At 67.3% G+C, this 15,047-nt stretch carries 18 protein-coding genes; all 18 read right to left on the bottom strand.

The genetic code is table 11. The annotated features are described in order from the left end of the window. The gene (gene trbJ, locus DEF76_RS01525; protein ID WP_114910817.1) at positions 1-738 is read right to left on the bottom strand and encodes a P-type conjugative transfer protein TrbJ; all 738 of its coding nucleotides are present in this window, start codon (positions 736-738) and stop codon (positions 1-3) included. Further along, positions 735-3,173: a conjugal transfer protein TrbE gene (gene trbE / locus DEF76_RS01530; RefSeq protein WP_114910818.1), complete on the bottom strand. Its 2,439-nt coding sequence runs from the start codon at positions 3,171-3,173 to the stop codon at positions 735-737. The genes trbJ and trbE overlap by 4 nt, the downstream gene beginning before the upstream one ends. A gap of 7 nt (positions 3,174-3,180) precedes the next feature. Further along, complete coding sequence (locus DEF76_RS01535; RefSeq protein ID WP_162800434.1) at positions 3,181-3,456, bottom strand: VirB3 family type IV secretion system protein; 276 nt, start codon at positions 3,454-3,456, stop codon at positions 3,181-3,183. Continuing rightward, the gene (locus tag DEF76_RS01540) at positions 3,456-3,797 is read right to left on the bottom strand and encodes a TrbC/VirB2 family protein (RefSeq protein WP_085772625.1); all 342 of its coding nucleotides are present in this window, start codon (positions 3,795-3,797) and stop codon (positions 3,456-3,458) included. The genes DEF76_RS01535 and DEF76_RS01540 overlap by 1 nt, the downstream gene beginning before the upstream one ends. After that, entirely contained in the window at positions 3,794-4,792 is a 999-nt protein-coding gene (trbB, locus tag DEF76_RS01545; RefSeq protein ID WP_456303847.1) for a P-type conjugative transfer ATPase TrbB, read from the bottom strand. The genes DEF76_RS01540 and trbB overlap by 4 nt, the downstream gene beginning before the upstream one ends. A gap of 191 nt (positions 4,793-4,983) precedes the next feature. Then, the gene (locus tag DEF76_RS01550) at positions 4,984-5,430 is read right to left on the bottom strand and encodes a CopG family transcriptional regulator (RefSeq protein WP_114910820.1); all 447 of its coding nucleotides are present in this window, start codon (positions 5,428-5,430) and stop codon (positions 4,984-4,986) included. A 7-nt stretch (positions 5,431-5,437) separates the two neighbouring features. Then, positions 5,438-7,420 carry a conjugal transfer protein TraG gene (locus tag DEF76_RS01555; RefSeq protein ID WP_162800435.1) on the bottom strand — a complete coding sequence of 661 codons (1,983 nt, stop codon included), beginning with the start codon at positions 7,418-7,420 and terminating at the stop codon, positions 5,438-5,440. Positions 7,421-7,461: 41 nt separating this feature from the next. Continuing rightward, positions 7,462-9,201, bottom strand: a complete 1,740-nt coding sequence (locus DEF76_RS01560; RefSeq protein WP_162800436.1) for a relaxase/mobilization nuclease domain-containing protein — start codon at positions 9,199-9,201, stop codon at positions 7,462-7,464. Positions 9,202-9,555: 354 nt separating this feature from the next. Further along, positions 9,556-10,272, bottom strand: coding sequence for a transglycosylase SLT domain-containing protein (locus tag DEF76_RS01565; RefSeq protein WP_114910823.1), 717 nt, complete (start codon positions 10,270-10,272; stop codon positions 9,556-9,558). 4 nt (positions 10,273-10,276) lie between these two features. Continuing rightward, positions 10,277-10,612 (bottom strand): DUF736 domain-containing protein, encoded by a 336-nt coding sequence (locus DEF76_RS01570; RefSeq protein WP_114910824.1) that lies wholly within the window; start codon positions 10,610-10,612, stop codon positions 10,277-10,279. 35 nt (positions 10,613-10,647) lie between these two features. Further along, positions 10,648-11,193 (bottom strand): S26 family signal peptidase, encoded by a 546-nt coding sequence (locus tag DEF76_RS01575; RefSeq protein ID WP_114910825.1) that lies wholly within the window; start codon positions 11,191-11,193, stop codon positions 10,648-10,650. Further along, on the bottom strand, positions 11,190-11,708 hold the full coding sequence (locus DEF76_RS01580; RefSeq protein WP_114910826.1) for a DUF2840 domain-containing protein: 519 nt from the start codon (positions 11,706-11,708) through the stop codon (positions 11,190-11,192). Before DEF76_RS01580 ends, DEF76_RS01575 begins: the two co-directional genes overlap by 4 nt. Further along, positions 11,705-11,959: a hypothetical protein gene (locus tag DEF76_RS01585; RefSeq protein WP_114910827.1), complete on the bottom strand. Its 255-nt coding sequence runs from the start codon at positions 11,957-11,959 to the stop codon at positions 11,705-11,707. The genes DEF76_RS01580 and DEF76_RS01585 overlap by 4 nt, the downstream gene beginning before the upstream one ends. Beyond that, positions 11,956-12,594: a ParA family partition ATPase gene (gene parA / locus DEF76_RS01590; RefSeq protein ID WP_114910828.1), complete on the bottom strand. Its 639-nt coding sequence runs from the start codon at positions 12,592-12,594 to the stop codon at positions 11,956-11,958. Before parA ends, DEF76_RS01585 begins: the two co-directional genes overlap by 4 nt. Continuing rightward, positions 12,591-13,706: a replication initiator protein A gene (locus DEF76_RS01595; RefSeq protein WP_114910829.1), complete on the bottom strand. Its 1,116-nt coding sequence runs from the start codon at positions 13,704-13,706 to the stop codon at positions 12,591-12,593. Before DEF76_RS01595 ends, parA begins: the two co-directional genes overlap by 4 nt. A 14-nt stretch (positions 13,707-13,720) precedes the next feature. Next, the gene (locus DEF76_RS01600; protein ID WP_114910830.1) at positions 13,721-13,972 is read right to left on the bottom strand and encodes a helix-turn-helix transcriptional regulator; all 252 of its coding nucleotides are present in this window, start codon (positions 13,970-13,972) and stop codon (positions 13,721-13,723) included. A gap of 214 nt (positions 13,973-14,186) precedes the next feature. Continuing rightward, positions 14,187-14,822: a DUF2285 domain-containing protein gene (locus tag DEF76_RS01605; RefSeq protein ID WP_114910831.1), complete on the bottom strand. Its 636-nt coding sequence runs from the start codon at positions 14,820-14,822 to the stop codon at positions 14,187-14,189. Next, the gene (locus tag DEF76_RS01610) at positions 14,764-14,973 is read right to left on the bottom strand and encodes a transcriptional regulator domain-containing protein (RefSeq protein WP_114910832.1); all 210 of its coding nucleotides are present in this window, start codon (positions 14,971-14,973) and stop codon (positions 14,764-14,766) included. Before DEF76_RS01610 ends, DEF76_RS01605 begins: the two co-directional genes overlap by 59 nt. Between the last annotated feature and the right edge of the window lie 74 nt (positions 14,974-15,047).

The raw sequence follows: 15,047 nt of genomic DNA on the forward strand, positions 1-15,047 counted from the left end.
TCAGTTGCCGCTGAACATGGTGACGTTGCCGGGCTGATAGCCGGTGCGCGTCGAGAAGGTCTTGTAGTTCTGCTGACCTTGCGCCTCGGCCGAGGCGGTGCGTGCCTGCTCCAAGGCATCGGCCCGGCTCTTGGCCGACAGCACCGCCACCACGTCGGAGAGTTGCTGCGATTGCAGCGCCAGAAGCTGGTTGCCCGCCTGTGCCGCCTGAAGCGCGCCGGTGGCGCTCTGGCTGGCCGTGACCAGCGAGGTCATCGCACCGGAGTTCGTCGGGATGTTGCCGACCACGCCGGCTTGGATCTTCAGGCTGTCCTCGAAGGCGGCGACGGAGTTCTGCCAGCGGGTCTGCGCGTTGGCGACCATGGTGTTGGTTGAACCAGTTCCAGCCGCCGTGCCGTAGCTGGTCGAGAAGGCCTGCTCGACGCGCTGGACGTTGAAGGCGATGTTCTGCGCCTGGCCAAGCAGCGACTGGGTCTGGGCGATCGACGACTGAAGCTGGGTCAACGTCGACATCGGCAGGTTTGCGAGGTTGCGCGCTTGGTTGACCAGGGACGTCGCCTGGTTGGTCAGCATCGTGATCTGATTATTGATCTGCTGCAGCTCGCGCGCGGCGGTAAGCACGTTCTGGCCGAAGTTGGTCGGGTCGTAGACGATCCACTGTGCCGACGCCGGCGGTACGGTGACGGCCAGGGTGAGCACGACGGCGCTTGCCGCCGCCAGATGGCGCATCTTGATCATGATGATATCTCCAGGTTGATCAGGTCAGGGATGAGATCGGCGGCCCACAGAAGCTCGCGGTCGGCGAGCCATGCGGTGGTGAAAGCATCGCGGCCGTGCTCGGCGACGACGCGCTCGATCGCGGCGTGGTCGGCCTTGGAGGAAGCGGCGCAGAAGGCGAGCGCCACCGGGCCGAGGCCCAGCTCGAACAGGCGATTGCCGCGGCGCGACTGGCAGTAGTAGTCGCGCTTCGGCGTGGCGCGGGCGAGGATCTCGATCTGGCGATCGTTGAGACCGAAGCGGCGATAGATCGCCGTGATCTGCGGCTCGATCGCGCGCTCGTTCGGCAGGAAGATGCGCGTCGGGCAGCTCTCGACGATGGCCGGCGCGATGTTGCTGCCATCGATGTCAGAGAGCGACTGCGTTGCGAAGATGACCGAGGCGTTCTTCTTGCGCAGCGTCTTTAGCCATTCGCGAAGCTGCTGCGCGAAGGCCGGGTCGTCGAGGACCAGCCATCCCTCGTCGATGATAAGCAAGGTCGGGCGGCCGTCGAGACGGCCCTCGATGCGATGGAAGAGATAGGTCAGCACAGCGGGCGCCGCGCCGGCGCCGATCAGCCCCTCGGTCTCGAAGGCCTGCACCGGAGCGGAGCCGAGGTGCTCGGCTTCGGCATCGAGCAGGCGGCCCGAGGCTCCACCGACACAATAGGGCTGCAATGCCTGCTTCAGCGCCGCCGACTGCAACAGGACCGCTAGGCCGGTGATGGTGCGCTCGCCCACGGGCGACGACGCCAGCGAACTCAGCGCCGACCAGACATGCTCCTTGGCGGTCGGGTCGATGGTGACGCCTTCCTTGGCGAGGATGGCCGCCACCCACTCCGCCGCCCAGGCGCGTTCGGCCTGGTCGTCGATCCGCGCCAGCGGCTGAAGCGACACCGAATGTTCCGATCCAGCCGACAGGCTGCCGCCGAGATCGTGCCAGTCGCCGCCCATGGCGATCGCCGCGGTGCGGATCGACCCGCCGAAATCGAAAGCGAAGATCTGGTTGTTGCGGTAACGGCGGAACTGCATCGCCATCAGCGCGAGCAGCACCGACTTGCCCGCGCCGGTCGGGCCGACGATCAACGTGTGGCCGACGTCGCCGACATGCAGGCTGAGTCGGAAGGGCGTCGAACCTTCCGTCTTGCCGTAAAGCAGCGGCGGCGCCTGGAAATGCTCATCCCTTGCTGGCCCGGCCCAAACTGCCGAGAGCGGGATCATGTGCGCCAGGTTCAGCGTCGAGACCGGCGGCTGACGGACGTTGGCGTAGGCATGGCCGGGGATGGAGCCGAGCCAGGCCTCGAGCGCATTCACTCCTTCCGGCATGCAGGTGAAGTCGCGGCCCTGAATCACCTTCTCCACGAGCCGGAGCTTTTCAGCGGCGAGACCCGGGTCCTCGTCCCAGACAGTGACTGTCGCAGTGACATAGGCTTGACCAACATCGTCGGAGCCCAATTCCTGCAGGGCGAGATCGGCGTCGGCGGCCTTGTTGGCCGCGTCGGAGTCGACGAGGGTCGACGCCTCGTTGGTCATCACCTCCTTGACGATGGCGGCGATGGACTTGCGCTTGGCGAACCACTGCCGGCGGATCTTGGTGAGCAGCTTCACCGCTTCGGTCTTGTCGAGGAGGATCGCCCGGGTGGACCAGCGGTACGGGAAGGCGAGCCGGTTCAGCTCGTCGAGGATGCCGGGATGCGTCGTTGTCGGGAATCCGACCACAGTGAGCGTGCGTAAATGATGCGCGCCGAGGCGGGGTTCGAGGCCGCCGGCGAGCGGCTCATCGGCGAGCAACGCATCGAGGTGCATCGGTGTCTCGGGCACGCGGATGCGCTGCGCACGGGTCGAGATGGTCGAGTGCAAGTAGGTCAGCGTGTCGCCGTCGTCGAGCCAGGCCACCTCGGGCATGAACCCCTCGACCAGTTGCAAGACGCGATTGGTCCGATCGACAAAGCCGCGCAGCAGCTCCCACGGATCGACGCCCGTCTGCGCGCGGCCCTCGTAGAGCCAGCCCTCGACGCGGGAGGCGTCCTCGGCGGGCGGGAGCCAGACGAAGGTCAGGAAGTAACGGCTCTCGAAATGCGCGCCAGCCTCTTCGAAGGCGTCCTGGCGCTCGAGATCAACCAGCGCTGACGCCGGATCGGAAAAGCTGCTGTGCGGATAGGTCTGCGCGGCGATCCGTTGCGCCTCGACAAAGATCGCCCAGCCGGAGCCGAGACGGCGCAGCGCGTTGTTGAGTCGGGCGGTCACGCCCACCAGCTCGGCCGGCGTGGCGCTATCGAGGTCCGGTCCGCGAAAGCGCGCCGTGCGCTGGAAAGAGCCATCCTTGTTGAGGACAACGCCCTCTTCGACCAAGGCCGCCCAGGGCAGGAAGTCGGCGAGACCGGCGGGACGACTGCGATATTCTGCAAGGTTCAGCATCGGAGCCTCAGACGCCGAGATAGGCTGGGTAACGAAGGTGCCGGCGCACCACGTCGACGAACTGCGGATCGCGCTTCGCCGCCCAGACGGCCGCGGTGTGACCTACCGCCCAGATCAGCGCGCCGGGGATCCAGAGCCGCAGGCCGAGGGCGATCGCCGCGGCGAGCGTGCCGTTGGCGATCGCGACGGTCCGCGGCGCGCCGCCCATCAGAATTGGGTCGGTAAGCGCGCGATGGAGCGGCGCGAAGAAGCCGGGCACGTCGGGATCGACGATCGCGGCCATCAGACCAGCGCTCCGCCGGAGAACGAGAAGAAGGAGAGGAAGAAGCTCGACGCGGCGAAGGCGATCGACAGGCCGAACACAATCTGGATCAGCCGGCGGAAGCCGCCGCTCGTGTCGCCGAAGGCGAGCGTCAGGCCGGTCACGGTGATGATGATGACCGAGATGATCTTCGCGACGGGCCCTTGCACCGACTCCAGTATGGAGTTGAGCGGGGTCTCCCACGGCATGGAGGAGCCGGAGGCGTAAGCCGCCGGGGCGAAGGCGAGCGTCAGGGTCGCGAGCGTAACGAGCTCGGCCACGCGGCGACGCGAAGAATGAGCGACAGCGAGAACACGGATCATGATGGGTCTCCGGGGGGCAAGAGGTCGCCGCCCGCCCCGGCGGACTGGACGCGGTAATCGCCGGTGGCGGGATCGAGACCGGCGATGAGTGCGAGTTCGGAAAGGCGGCGTTCGCTGCCGCGCCCGCGCAGCACCGCGACGAGATCGATAGTCTCGGCGATTAGCGCCCTGGGGACGGTGACGACGGCTTCCTGGATGAGCTGCTCGAGGCGGCGCATCGCGCCGAGCGCGGTGCCGGCGTGGATCGTGCCGATGCCGCCGGGGTGGCCGGTGCCCCAGGCCTTCAAGAGGTCCAGCGCCTCCGCGCCGCGCACCTCGCCGATCGGGATGCGATCGGGGCGCAGGCGCAGCGAGGAGCGGACCAGATCGGAGAGCGAGGCGACGCCGTCCTTGGTGCGGAGCGCCACAAGGTTGGGCGCGCGGCATTGCAGCTCGCGGGTGTCCTCGATCAACACCACGCGGTCGGTGGTGCCGGCGATCTCAGCCAGGAGGGCGTTGGTGAGTGTGGTCTTGCCGGTCGAGGTGCCGCCGGCGACGAGGATGTTCTTGCGATCAGCCACGGCGGCGCGGAGCACCGCGGCCTGGCCGGCCAGCATGATGCCGGCGGCGACATAGTCGTCGAGGGTGAAGACGGCGACGGCGGGCTTGCGGATCGCAAAAGCCGGCGCGGCCACCACCGGCGGCAACAGGCCCTCGAACCGCTCTCCCGTCTCGGGCAGCTCGGCCGAGACGCGCGGCCGCTCCGCATGGACCTCGGCGCCGACGTGGTGCGCCACCAGGCGCACGATCCGCTCGCCGTCAGCGGCGGAGAGGGTGCGACCAGTATCTTCGAGGCCGCCCGACAGCCGGTCGATCCAGAGCCGGCCGTCGGGGTTGAGCATCACCTCGACGATCGAGGGGTCTTCGAGGAAGGCGGCGATGGCGGGACCGAGCGCGGTGCGCAGCATGCGCGCACCGCGGGAGAAGGCCTCGGAATGAAGTGGTGTGACCGCCACGATCGTCCCCGTCATTGGCCAATCGCGAGACGCGACTAGCAACGGGGACGATTAGAAGAGGTAAGAAATGGGGCGCTTCAACAAGTATTCAGATGGCGTAGTGGCCCGGCGTAGAGGAGAGAAAAAAGACTTGCTGGGTGCGGAGTCTGATTGGACGGCGTAGGTGTTGCTCCGGTTATTCGGGATTGGGTCTAGTCGGCGTCAGTTGATCGAGTCGGATCTTCCCGCACATCGTCGGGGATCTCCTGGCGGAGCTTAGGCCCCTGGCTGAGGCGCCGGCCAAGCGCGCCGACGAAGTTGTCGTAGCGTGTTCCGGCCTGCGCCCGCGCCGCCTTGGCGGCTGGTTCAGGCAATGACGGCGTGGTCGTGAGCCAGAAGCGGATAAACAGCGCGAGTGTCTCGACAGCGATACCCACATCACGCTCGATCCGCGCCAAACGCCGATCCTGTTGGTCGAGCCGCTTCGCGATCGCCGCCTCTCGCCGCTCATCGGCATCCGGCGACAGGAACGATGCGATAGCCGCCTCGGCGATCAGCGACATCGGTTGCCCCCGACGCGCGGCAAAGACCGAGAGGGACCGCATCACCTCCGGATCGAGGTAGACCGAGATCTGAGCCTTCTTTTTCGGTGACGGCATGCTTGCCTCACAGTCCCAGGTCGTCGCCCGGATCGAGCGAAGCCTGACGCGCCACGCCCTGCATGAGGTCGTTCATTCGGCCGATCCGGGGCGCGTCCTCCTCCAGCTCATCGGTCGGGTCGAGCGCGAATTCGTTGTCGATCGGCTCCTTCTTTTCGACCGTTTCCGGGTTCAGCTCGGGTTGGAGACGGCGGTCCGCGTTCTTCGGATCTTCGTCGTCGGCCTCCTCGCCATCACGCACCGCGCGGGCCGGTGGAGGCGGCGGCAATGGCCGTGAACTCCAGTCGTCAGATCGGCCTTCCTTCGGCCGGGCCGGCTTCGGCGGCGGTAGGATGCGCTCCTGCAAGCGCGCGTCCTCGTAGTAGCGCGCTTTCTTGGTGCGGATCGGATGGACACCCGACATCATGACAATCTCGTCAGCGGGCGGAAGCTGCATGATCTCGCCCGGCGTCAACAGCGGGCGCGCCGTCTCCGATCGAGAGACCATGAGATGGCCGAGCCAGGGCGACAGCCGGCTCCCGGCATAGTTCTTCATGGCCTTCATCTCGGTCGCGGTGCCGAGCGCGTCGCTGACCCGCTTGGCGGTGCGCTCGTCGTTGGTGGCAAAGCTGACCCGCACATGGCAGTTGTCGAGGATCGAGTTGTTCGGCCCGTAGGCCTTCTCGATCTGGTTCAGCGACTGGGCGATCAGGAAGCTCTTGATGCCGTAGCCGGCCATGAACGCCAGCGCGCTCTCGAAGAAATCGAGCCGGCCGAGCGCGGGGAACTCGTCGAGCATCAGGAGCAGCCGCCGCCGTCCGGCCTCAGCCTGCAGGTCCTCTGTGAGCCGCCTTCCGATCTGGTTGAGGATCAGGCGGATGAGCGGCTTGGTGCGGTTGATGTCCGAGGGTGGGACCACCAGGTAGAGCGTCGTCGGCCGCTCGCCCGCGACGATGTCGCCGATCCGCCAGTCGCAACGCCGCGTCACCTCGGCGACCACCGGATCGCGATAAAGGCCGAGGAACGACATGGCCGTGCTCAACACGCCGGACCGCTCGTTCCCCGACTTGTTCAACAACTCGCGCGCGGCGGAGGCGACGACGGGATGGACGCCGGCCTCGCCGAGATGGGGCGTGCGCATCATCGCCGCGAGCGTGGATTCGATCGGCCGCTTGGGATCGGAGAGAAATGACGCGACGCCGGCGAGGGTCTTGTCAGCCTCCGCATAGAGGACGTGCAGGATGGCGCCGACCAGAAGCGCGTGACTGGTCTTCTCCCAATGGTTCCGCTTCTCCAGACTACCTTCCGGGTCGACCAGGATGTCGGCGATGTTCTGGACGTCGCGCACCTCCCATTCGCCGCGGCGGACCTCGAGCAACGGATTGTAGGCTGACGACTTGGCGTTGGTCGGATCGAACAGGAGCACGCGGCCGTGCTGGGCGCGGAAGCCGGCGGTGAGCTGCCAGTTCTCGCCCTTGATGTCATGGACGATCGCCGAGCCCGGCCAAGTCAAGAGCGACGGGATCACCAGACCCACGCCCTTGCCCGATCGCGTCGGCGCAAAGCACAACACATGCTCCGGCCCGTCGTGACGCAAATAGCTGCGCTGGTAGCGCCCCAGCACCACGCCATCGGGCCCCAGCAGTCCGGCGCGTTCGATCTCCTTCGGCTGCGCCCAGCGCGCCGAGCCGTAGGTCTCGGCGTTCTTCGCCTCACGGGCGCGCCAGACCGACATGCCGATGGCGACGGCCGCGGCGATGAGGCCGCCCGAGGCGGCGATATAGGCGCCCTGAATGAAGATGTCGGGCGCGTAGGCGTCGTAGGCGAACCACCACCAGAAGAAGGCCGGCGGAAGGTAGAACGGGAAATGCAGAAACTCGAACCACGGGTGGCCGAGCTGGGGCTGGAAGCCGAGGCGCCAGGCCGTCCACTCCGTCGCGCTCCAGATCGCGAGCAGGACGATTGTGAAGACGGTGATGACCTGGCCCCAGAGAATCTTGGTCGCGGACATAGAAGACGTCCTTTCCTGAGGTCGATGATTGGAAGGTTCGTTCACAGCCCGAGCCCCTGGTTGCGGCCGAAGCCCCAGTCGATCCCGCCATCCGCGCGGGTGACGCCGGAGACGTGGCGGCCGAGCTGCTTTTCGAGGGAGGGCGTCCAGGGCACGAGCTGAAAGCCAAGACCGTCATCGATCATGGCGAAGCGGCCGGAGGCGAGCGCGAAGCGCTGTCGGTAGGTGCCGGCGACATACTCGCCGGTCGCCGCGCCATTGAACGGCTGGCCCGTTTCGGCGGCGAGCCGCTCGCCCAACGCCTCCACCTCCCGCCGTCGAAGCGTTCCGATCAGGCCGGAGGCGAACACGATCCCCCGCGCCTGTCGGTCGGCAAGGCCCTGCTCAATGAGCTGGTCCGCCCGGCGATCCATCGCCTCGCGGACCTCGGCACCGAAGCCGGCTTGGCCGAGCGCCACCGGATCGCGCGCGACGGCTTGGCGATCGAGCCAGGTTGCGCCACTCGCCGCCACCTGGTCTTCGATGGCGAGGTCGGAACGCACAGCAATGGCGACGCGACGCCGGCCCTGCGCGTCGTCGAACTTGCGCAGCTCGACGATCGAGCCCGGCGCGCTGTCGCCGGAGGCGTCGAGATCGGGAAGCTTGATGTGGTGGGTCCGCCCGTCGACGCCATCGACGACAGCGTAGGCCGTACCCTTCAGCTCATCGTCGAGACCGCGATCGACCAGGCGGCCGATGATCGGGACATCCAGGCTCTCGCCAGCGAGCACATAGGTCGCCGCGGCCCGCTCGATGCCGCGCTCGGTCAGGCTGCGGTGGATGCGCTTGATAATGTCGCCGCGCTCGCCGAGCTCGCGCAAGGTCGTCTCGGCGGCGGCGTCCATCGTCCATTGGCCCGGCCCGAGCTGGTGCGCGAGACCAAGACCCTCCAGGCGCCGCAATCGTCCGACCTTGAGCGCTTCGAACGGATCAGGCTGGCGTCCCGCATCCGGCGCGAGGTCGATGACGCCGTGCCGATCGGCGTCGCGGACGAGCTGCCGGTCGAGCTGGGTCCAGCGCTCGGCGTCGATCTGGCGCTCGAGCGCGCGGCGGATATCGAAATCGCTGCGCAGCCCCAGCTCCTGCGTCACCAGGTCCTGGGCGCGGGCGCGCATGCCTTCCTTGACGTAGTCGCGCGAGATGACGAGGTCCTGGCCGTCGTCGGCGACGCCGCGCACGATGACGTGGACGTGCGGATGCTGCGTGTTCCAGTGATCGACAGCGACCCAATCCAGCTTGGTCCCCAGATCCTTCTCCATCTGGCCGACCAACTCGCGGGCGAAGCCCTTGAGGTCGGACAGCTCGGCGGCATCTTCGGGTGAGACGATGAATCGGAAATGGTGGCGATCATCCTGAGAGCGCTCCGCGAAGGCCTTGGGATCGGCATCCGCCGTCTCCGGTCCGAACAGCCTCGCCTTTTCCCCGTCCCGGGTGACGCCCTCGCGCCGGAGATAGCCGAGGTGGGCCGAGAGCGGCGCTGATCTCGCCGCATGACGGACGACGCGGGTCTTGATCGTCACCAGACGCGAGCGGCCGGTGAGCAGACGGTTCGCCTGCACGCCGGCGACCCGGCCGCGGCCGAACGTCGAGCGCTTCCCACTTCTGAGCATGCCCTGTCGCGACACGCCGCCGCCGGCGCGTTGGGCGGCGGCGAGCGCCTGGGCGATGAAGGGCTTGGCCCGTTGGCTCCGCGAAGAGCGGATGCGGCCTGGCCGGGGCTGGAAGTCATTCTCTTCAGCCATCGCCAGCCTCGGCAATGTGTGGAAAAGCGAGGTCCGGCAAAGCGTTGAGGCGCCCGCGCACATTGCGCCCTGGGTCCGCACATTGCCGGATCGCCGAAAAATCCCAACAAAAACAACCGACCGACCGAGCCGCACATTGCGGCCTTTTATCTCGCCCTCGGTCGGTTGGTTTCTGCGCTCCTCCCTTGCCTGCCCTTCCTTCTTCCCGGAAGTACGCTATGCCGCGCCTTCCTACGAAATCGCACCCGAGAGCAGTGATGCAGCCCCCAGGGACGTCGGAAGCCGCCAAGCCGATGGGGAAAGGGCGAGCTGACCGAGGCGACGTAGCGGCATGACGGTGGGGGAGCAGTGCAATCACGGTTTCGGCCCCGCTTGCGAAACGTGGACGAACAGGCCGTCGGATTGCGGCGCGATTGCTGACACATCGCGCACCGCCAACGCAGCCGGACTGTTGCTTGGCGGCGCTTTGGACGTTGCTGGATCGATCGGTTCAGCGCTTGCCGATCGCACGATGAAGAGCGGCGCCTGTGTCCAAGACGGCGGACCGGAGGCCGCCACGAGGACAGGCCCATCGATCGCGCCGTCCCCGACAAAAGGGACGAGCGCCGCGACATAAGCGACCGTTTCCGGCGGGAGCGGACGGTGCCGATCGCGGTAATCCTCGTATCGCCCAGGCCCGGCATTGTACGCCGCGAGGAAGCCCGGCGAACCGTAGCGGTCGTGCATCTCGCGCAGGAAGGCCGCGCCCGCCAGGATGTTGTCGTGCGGGTCGAACGGATCCCGGCCAAGGCCATAGCGTGCGCGAAGCGTGGCCCAGGTCTCGGGCATGAGCTGCATCAAGCCCATCGCGCCCTTGGCTGAGACGACGCGCCGATCGCCGCGGCTCTCGATGCGCATGATCGCCCGTATCCACGCCGCCGGAATGGCGAAGCGTTGAGCGGCTTCGGCGATCAAGTCGGCGTAGGAATCACTCGCCGACCGCACCGCCATCGGCGCCGCCTGCGCACGGACGGCGACGGCGGACATGCCGAGCGCCGTCATGCTGGCGAGCAGAAGAAGCGCGCGCCGCATGCGATCAGCCCCGCTCGCCGCGCTTCGGCGGGCGGTTCCAGTTCAGCACCCAGGCGGACTTGTCGTCGCCCGATTGGAAGAGGTTGGCGCGGATCGGCTGTACGAGTGCGGGGTCATCGATGACGAGCGAGACATACTCGCCGGCCTTCTCGCCGGTGCGCTTCCAGCCCGCGCCGATCTCCGGGCCATCGCCGTCGCCCATGTGGACCCGATAGTCGGGCGCATTCTCGGCATCGGAGGATTCGGCCGGAACGAGGGAGAGGTCACGGTAGAAGAACAGCGTCTGGATGCGCCCGGTGAAGCCGGACTTGTCGCGGGTGAACTGACCAATCTGCACCATGGGAAACCTCCGTTGTTGGCGGGTTGAGAAGCGGGTCAATCGATGGCGGCGCGCCACACGAAGCGGCCGTCACCGGCCTCGTCGGTCCACAAGGGGACCGCGCGGGCGACAATCGCGGTGGTGGGGAGCGGGCCGAAATAGCGTCCGTCCAGGCTGTCCGGGACGGTCGGGTTCATGAGGAAGACTTCGCCGGGGCCGAGCGTGTGGCAGCCGCTCCAGCGCGGCAGCGGGCGGCCGAGGTGATCGCGCTCGAGCGCCGCGCCGGCGGCGACGCGATCGACGGTGATGGCGTCGCCCGCGCGGCACACCGTCTGCCCAGGCAACGCCATCACATGCTTGAGCAGCGGCACGCCTTTGGGCAGGAAGCCGCCATCGGCCAGGTAGCTGGCGATCGGCTCGGGCGCGCGCACGGCGACCAGCTCGAGCGCGTGAAGCGGTCCGGCCGGCCGGAGCGCGTAAAGCCCGGTCGGCGTGCTCGCCGTGGCGTTCCAGATCAGGCGTGGCGCCGGATGGACGAAAGCCAAGCCGATGAAGACGAGCATGGCGAAATACGTCGTCATGACGTAGCCGAAGCGAGTCATAGCGTGACGCTCCGACGCTTGAGCCAAGCCTGATGCTGGTCGCGCGTGTAGGCACGCTGCTCATGGCCGGCGGCGAGACGGTTGTGGAGATGCCGCCAATATTCTGGCGCGGCGTCTGCCGGATCGACGTCGAGCGCCTCAACGGCGTCGATCGCCTGCAGCACGCGCTCGACCTTCGGCCAGTTATCGACCCGGAGCAGGATTTCGCCACCGGGGCGCACGAAAGGCAGCGTCTGGAAGCGTGCGCCGGGCTCGACGGCGCGCACGATGTCCATGCGCGAGACGACGGTGCCGTAGTCGTTCGACGCCCAGCGTACGAACGCGAAGATGCTGCCGGGCTTGAAGCTGGAGATGCTGCGGCGGCGATCGAGGATCTTTTCCTCTGCGCGGCGGCCGAAGCGCAGCCAGTGCTCGATCTTCTTCTCGATCCAGGTCAGCTCGACATGGGTGAGTGCGACGGTGCGCCGATGCGATGGCGGCACGACGCGCGGCGGCGACGGCTCGTTGTCGTTCATGAGCTCTCTCCGGGATCGGCAGGGAATTCGCGCGCGAAGAGGTCGCGCAGCATGTCGGCGACGGTGATCCCGCGCCGGAAAGCGGCGACCTTGATGCGGCCGCGCAGCGCTGGCGTGACGTCGATCGTCAACCGGGCGATGAAGGCGGAGGGCTCGTCGCCGCGCCGGCTTGGCGCTTCCGGTGTCTTGATCCAGCTCTCGGCGTCGCCGGGCCGGGCGGCGAAGCCGCGTCGGGTGGCGCGCTCGCTCATGGCGCGATCCTCGCGACTTCAGCGGCGAGTGCTGCGATCTCGCGGGCCGCAGCGCTCTGCTCGGCCAGCTCGAACACGAGGCGGCCGGACTGTGCGGCGTCGGCGAAGATAACGCGCTGGCCGATGGTGCTGGAGAGCACCGGCGGATCGTGATCGGCGAGCGTTTCGGCCGTTTCGCGGGCGATCACCGTGCGCGCGGCGCAGCGGTTCAACACGAAGCGCGCAGCGAGTTGCGGACGATAGATGCGCGCCTCGCGAAGCAGGCCCAGCATCTCGGCCGATGCCCAGCCGTCGAACGGCGACGGCTGCACGGGGATCAGCACGAGATCGGCAGCGAGCAGCGCCGAGCGCATCAGCCCCGCGACACGCGGTGGCCCATCGATGACGACATGATCGGCTGTGCGCGCGATCTCCGGCGCCTCGCGGTGGAGCGTGTCGCGCGCGAGTCCAACGACTCCGAAGAGCCGTGAGACGTTCTCCCGCGCCCGCTGCTGCGACCAATCGAGCGCCGAGCCCTGCGGGTCCGCATCGATCAGGGTGACGCGCTTGCCGTGCAGCGCCAGCTCGCCGGCGAGATGAAGCGCAAGCGTGGTCTTGCCGACGCCGCCCTTCTGGTTGAGCAGAGCGACGATCATCGCTTCCCTCCCGGCTTGCGGCTGAAGGGCAGCGACGGCTGTCGTGCTGGTGGTTCGGAGGTCCGCGCAGCGGTGGTGGCGCGCCTATCCGCAGATCGCGCGGGCCCACTACAAGAGTTAGATTCTGAGTTAGACTCTAAGTTAAGGCCCGGAATCGCGGTTTCCGGCCAAAGTGTTAGCTGCGGTTCGTGCGTGCGAAGTCCCGATAGGGCTGCGTGCGGAGTCCCGATACCGTTTGCGTGCGAAGTCCCGAGCGTTTCCACAGCGCCATCCACAGGGACTGTGGATAAGTGGGCCGGCAGGATGCGCAGCAGCTCGCGGTGGCCCTGCCACTCGATGCGCAGGCGATAGCCGGGCAGCGGCTGGCGCGCGGCGATGCGCCGGATCTGGAGCGCGAAATCGGAGACGCGCACCAGGCTGCCGGACTTCTCGTGGAGATGGGGGATCTCGAATAGCCAACCCTTCGGCTGGCGGCCGGCGTGCTTGCGAGCGACGCGATACAGCCAGCGCTCGATGCCGCCGGTCAGCCGGAAGTAGGCGGGATCGATAGCGAGAACGAGCGAGCGGTCGATGACGCCGCGGTAGAACCAATCGGGGAGGACGAACTCCATGCCCTCGACGCGGCCCTCACGCGTCGTGCATTCCTCCCATTCGTTGATCCACGAGAACTGGTGACGCCGCCAATGCTCGCCGCTGCGGATAGTGGTGCGGATGACGGTCGACTGCAGGCGGGCGAGCGCGCCCTTCAGCAGTTTGTAGTCGCGAGCCCCCGTCTGGCGGCCAATGGAGGTCAGCAGCTGATAGGGTGTGAACCGGAGGAACCGCGAGGTCTTGAACCCGAGGTTCTCGGCCTCGACGATCTGGCTCGCCGCCCAGATCAGCACGTCGGCGTCCCAGATGGTCGCCATGCCGTGCTCGGGCACGGCGTAGACCTCGACGCGAACGTCGGCGGCTTCGTAGAGGATCGGCGTCGTGCGTCTGGTCTTGGCGAGGGAGAAGAACGGCCGTTCCATCAGGTCGCGCTGATCGCGTGGGCTGGCGTCGCCGGTGGCGACGACGAACGGTTCGAGCTTGCTTCGCTCGCTGGCAGTGATGAGGCGGCGCGACGACATCGAGGAGCGCCGCGTCAGCGATGCGCGTGGCCCGCGGCGCGGGCCTCGACATAGCGAGGGTCCGACGTCGAATTGCACGCGGCTTTGTCGGCCCAGGCTTCGAGATCGTCGACCGCATAGACGACGCGTCCGCCGAGCTTGCGGAAGGTTGGGCCGCTGCCATGGCAGCGGTATTTTTCCAGCGTGCGCGGCGAGATGCCGAGCATGCGCGCGGCCTCGTGAGTGCGGACGTAGCGCGTAGCGAGCTGCGCGGACCTGTCGAGCATGGGAAGCCTCCGTCTTGCCTCGAAGCGCCGCGGCCAAGTCGCGGCATGTCGGGGTCACGGTGGCGGAGAGTTCAGGCGTTGGGGGTGGACAAAGATTTTCGAGGGGGTGTGTCCCCCCTCGGTCGCGCCGCTGCGCACGGGAGCGCAGCGCGCGGCGAGCGTAGCGCGGGTGGGCGTAGGACTAGGGTGCGTTCTGGAGGGATCGGTGAGCGCGTCAGCCGCCGCGCAGAAGTTTGAGGTAGCCGCGCTCGACCAGCGCAATCGAGTCGTGGATGAGACGGTTGGCGGTGCGTCGGGCGTGTGAATCCTTCCACTCGACCGATGGAAATCGTGCGTGTTCGGAGCGGAGGATTATTTCGGCGACCTCGCGTGGGCCGCCCCCAAGTTCGTGGACGTCGAATGCGTGCAGAAGCTGGACGAGCCGGCGCTTCTGCTGAGGCGTCAAGCGAAGGGCGGAGGGAAGAAGTTTGACGCGCTGGCCACGAAGACGGCGCACGAAGCGCAGTGCGACATCAAGCCGGAGTTCAAAAGAGATGTCGGGCGGCAGCAGAATGGCAGAACGTGTGCCGGTCTGATCGCTGGGCAGACGAACGTGGAGTTCACCGGAGCCGTCGACGACAACAAGCTCACGGCCCTCGTCGTCTGTGTCATCAGCAACGACTGATCCCAATCGCGCGGGATCGAGCGACGTGAGTTGGTCGAACCCGCCCGGCGCTGTTTCGAGGATCAGCGTACCGGGCGATAGTTCGGGCAGCCAGGTGACCGGGGCGGTCCCAACGGGAAGACTTGGGTCATGGGCGAAAACGCAACCCCCATCGCCGAGCGAGACCGACGCGGGCGGTTTCGGCATCGACGGAGGCGCGCGCGATCTGGCGCTGTGTGCGCGCGAAATCGCGGCGGTAATGGGCGTTGCGGCGTAGAAACTCGACGGCGAAGCCGGGGCGCTCGAGACGGTTCAGGCGGTCAATCGTCTCCGACGAGCGCCAATACTCTGTAGGCATGGCGTTTCCTCTCGTTTTGTCCCTCCAGGGGGCTTCCACGATCCGGAAAACTCGTCGGCAAAAGTAGTCCTTAA

The sequence above is a fragment of the Acidibrevibacterium fodinaquatile genome (assembly GCF_003352165.1).
GTDB classification, from domain to species: Bacteria; Pseudomonadota; Alphaproteobacteria; order Acetobacterales; family Acetobacteraceae; genus Acidibrevibacterium; species Acidibrevibacterium fodinaquatile.

Coding starts and splice junctions, on each gene's coding strand:
- trbJ (WP_114910817.1), bottom strand. CDS start 738: ATGATCAAGATGCGCCATCTGGCGGCGGCAAGCGCCGTCGTGCTCACC.
- trbE (WP_114910818.1), bottom strand. CDS start 3,173: ATGCTGAACCTTGCAGAATATCGCAGTCGTCCCGCCGGTCTCGCCGAC.
- DEF76_RS01535 (WP_162800434.1), bottom strand. CDS start 3,456: ATGGCCGCGATCGTCGATCCCGACGTGCCCGGCTTCTTCGCGCCGCTC.
- DEF76_RS01540 (WP_085772625.1), bottom strand. CDS start 3,797: ATGATCCGTGTTCTCGCTGTCGCTCATTCTTCGCGTCGCCGCGTGGCC.
- DEF76_RS01550 (WP_114910820.1), bottom strand. CDS start 5,430: ATGCCGTCACCGAAAAAGAAGGCTCAGATCTCGGTCTACCTCGATCCG.
- DEF76_RS01555 (WP_162800435.1), bottom strand. CDS start 7,420: ATGTCCGCGACCAAGATTCTCTGGGGCCAGGTCATCACCGTCTTCACA.
- DEF76_RS01560 (WP_162800436.1), bottom strand. CDS start 9,201: ATGGCTGAAGAGAATGACTTCCAGCCCCGGCCAGGCCGCATCCGCTCT.
- DEF76_RS01565 (WP_114910823.1), bottom strand. CDS start 10,272: ATGCGGCGCGCGCTTCTTCTGCTCGCCAGCATGACGGCGCTCGGCATG.
- DEF76_RS01570 (WP_114910824.1), bottom strand. CDS start 10,612: ATGGTGCAGATTGGTCAGTTCACCCGCGACAAGTCCGGCTTCACCGGG.
- DEF76_RS01575 (WP_114910825.1), bottom strand. CDS start 11,193: ATGACTCGCTTCGGCTACGTCATGACGACGTATTTCGCCATGCTCGTC.
- DEF76_RS01580 (WP_114910826.1), bottom strand. CDS start 11,708: ATGAACGACAACGAGCCGTCGCCGCCGCGCGTCGTGCCGCCATCGCAT.
- DEF76_RS01585 (WP_114910827.1), bottom strand. CDS start 11,959: ATGAGCGAGCGCGCCACCCGACGCGGCTTCGCCGCCCGGCCCGGCGAC.
- parA (WP_114910828.1), bottom strand. CDS start 12,594: ATGATCGTCGCTCTGCTCAACCAGAAGGGCGGCGTCGGCAAGACCACG.
- DEF76_RS01595 (WP_114910829.1), bottom strand. CDS start 13,706: ATGTCGTCGCGCCGCCTCATCACTGCCAGCGAGCGAAGCAAGCTCGAA.
- DEF76_RS01600 (WP_114910830.1), bottom strand. CDS start 13,972: ATGCTCGACAGGTCCGCGCAGCTCGCTACGCGCTACGTCCGCACTCAC.
- DEF76_RS01605 (WP_114910831.1), bottom strand. CDS start 14,822: ATGCCGAAACCGCCCGCGTCGGTCTCGCTCGGCGATGGGGGTTGCGTT.
- DEF76_RS01610 (WP_114910832.1), bottom strand. CDS start 14,973: ATGCCTACAGAGTATTGGCGCTCGTCGGAGACGATTGACCGCCTGAAC.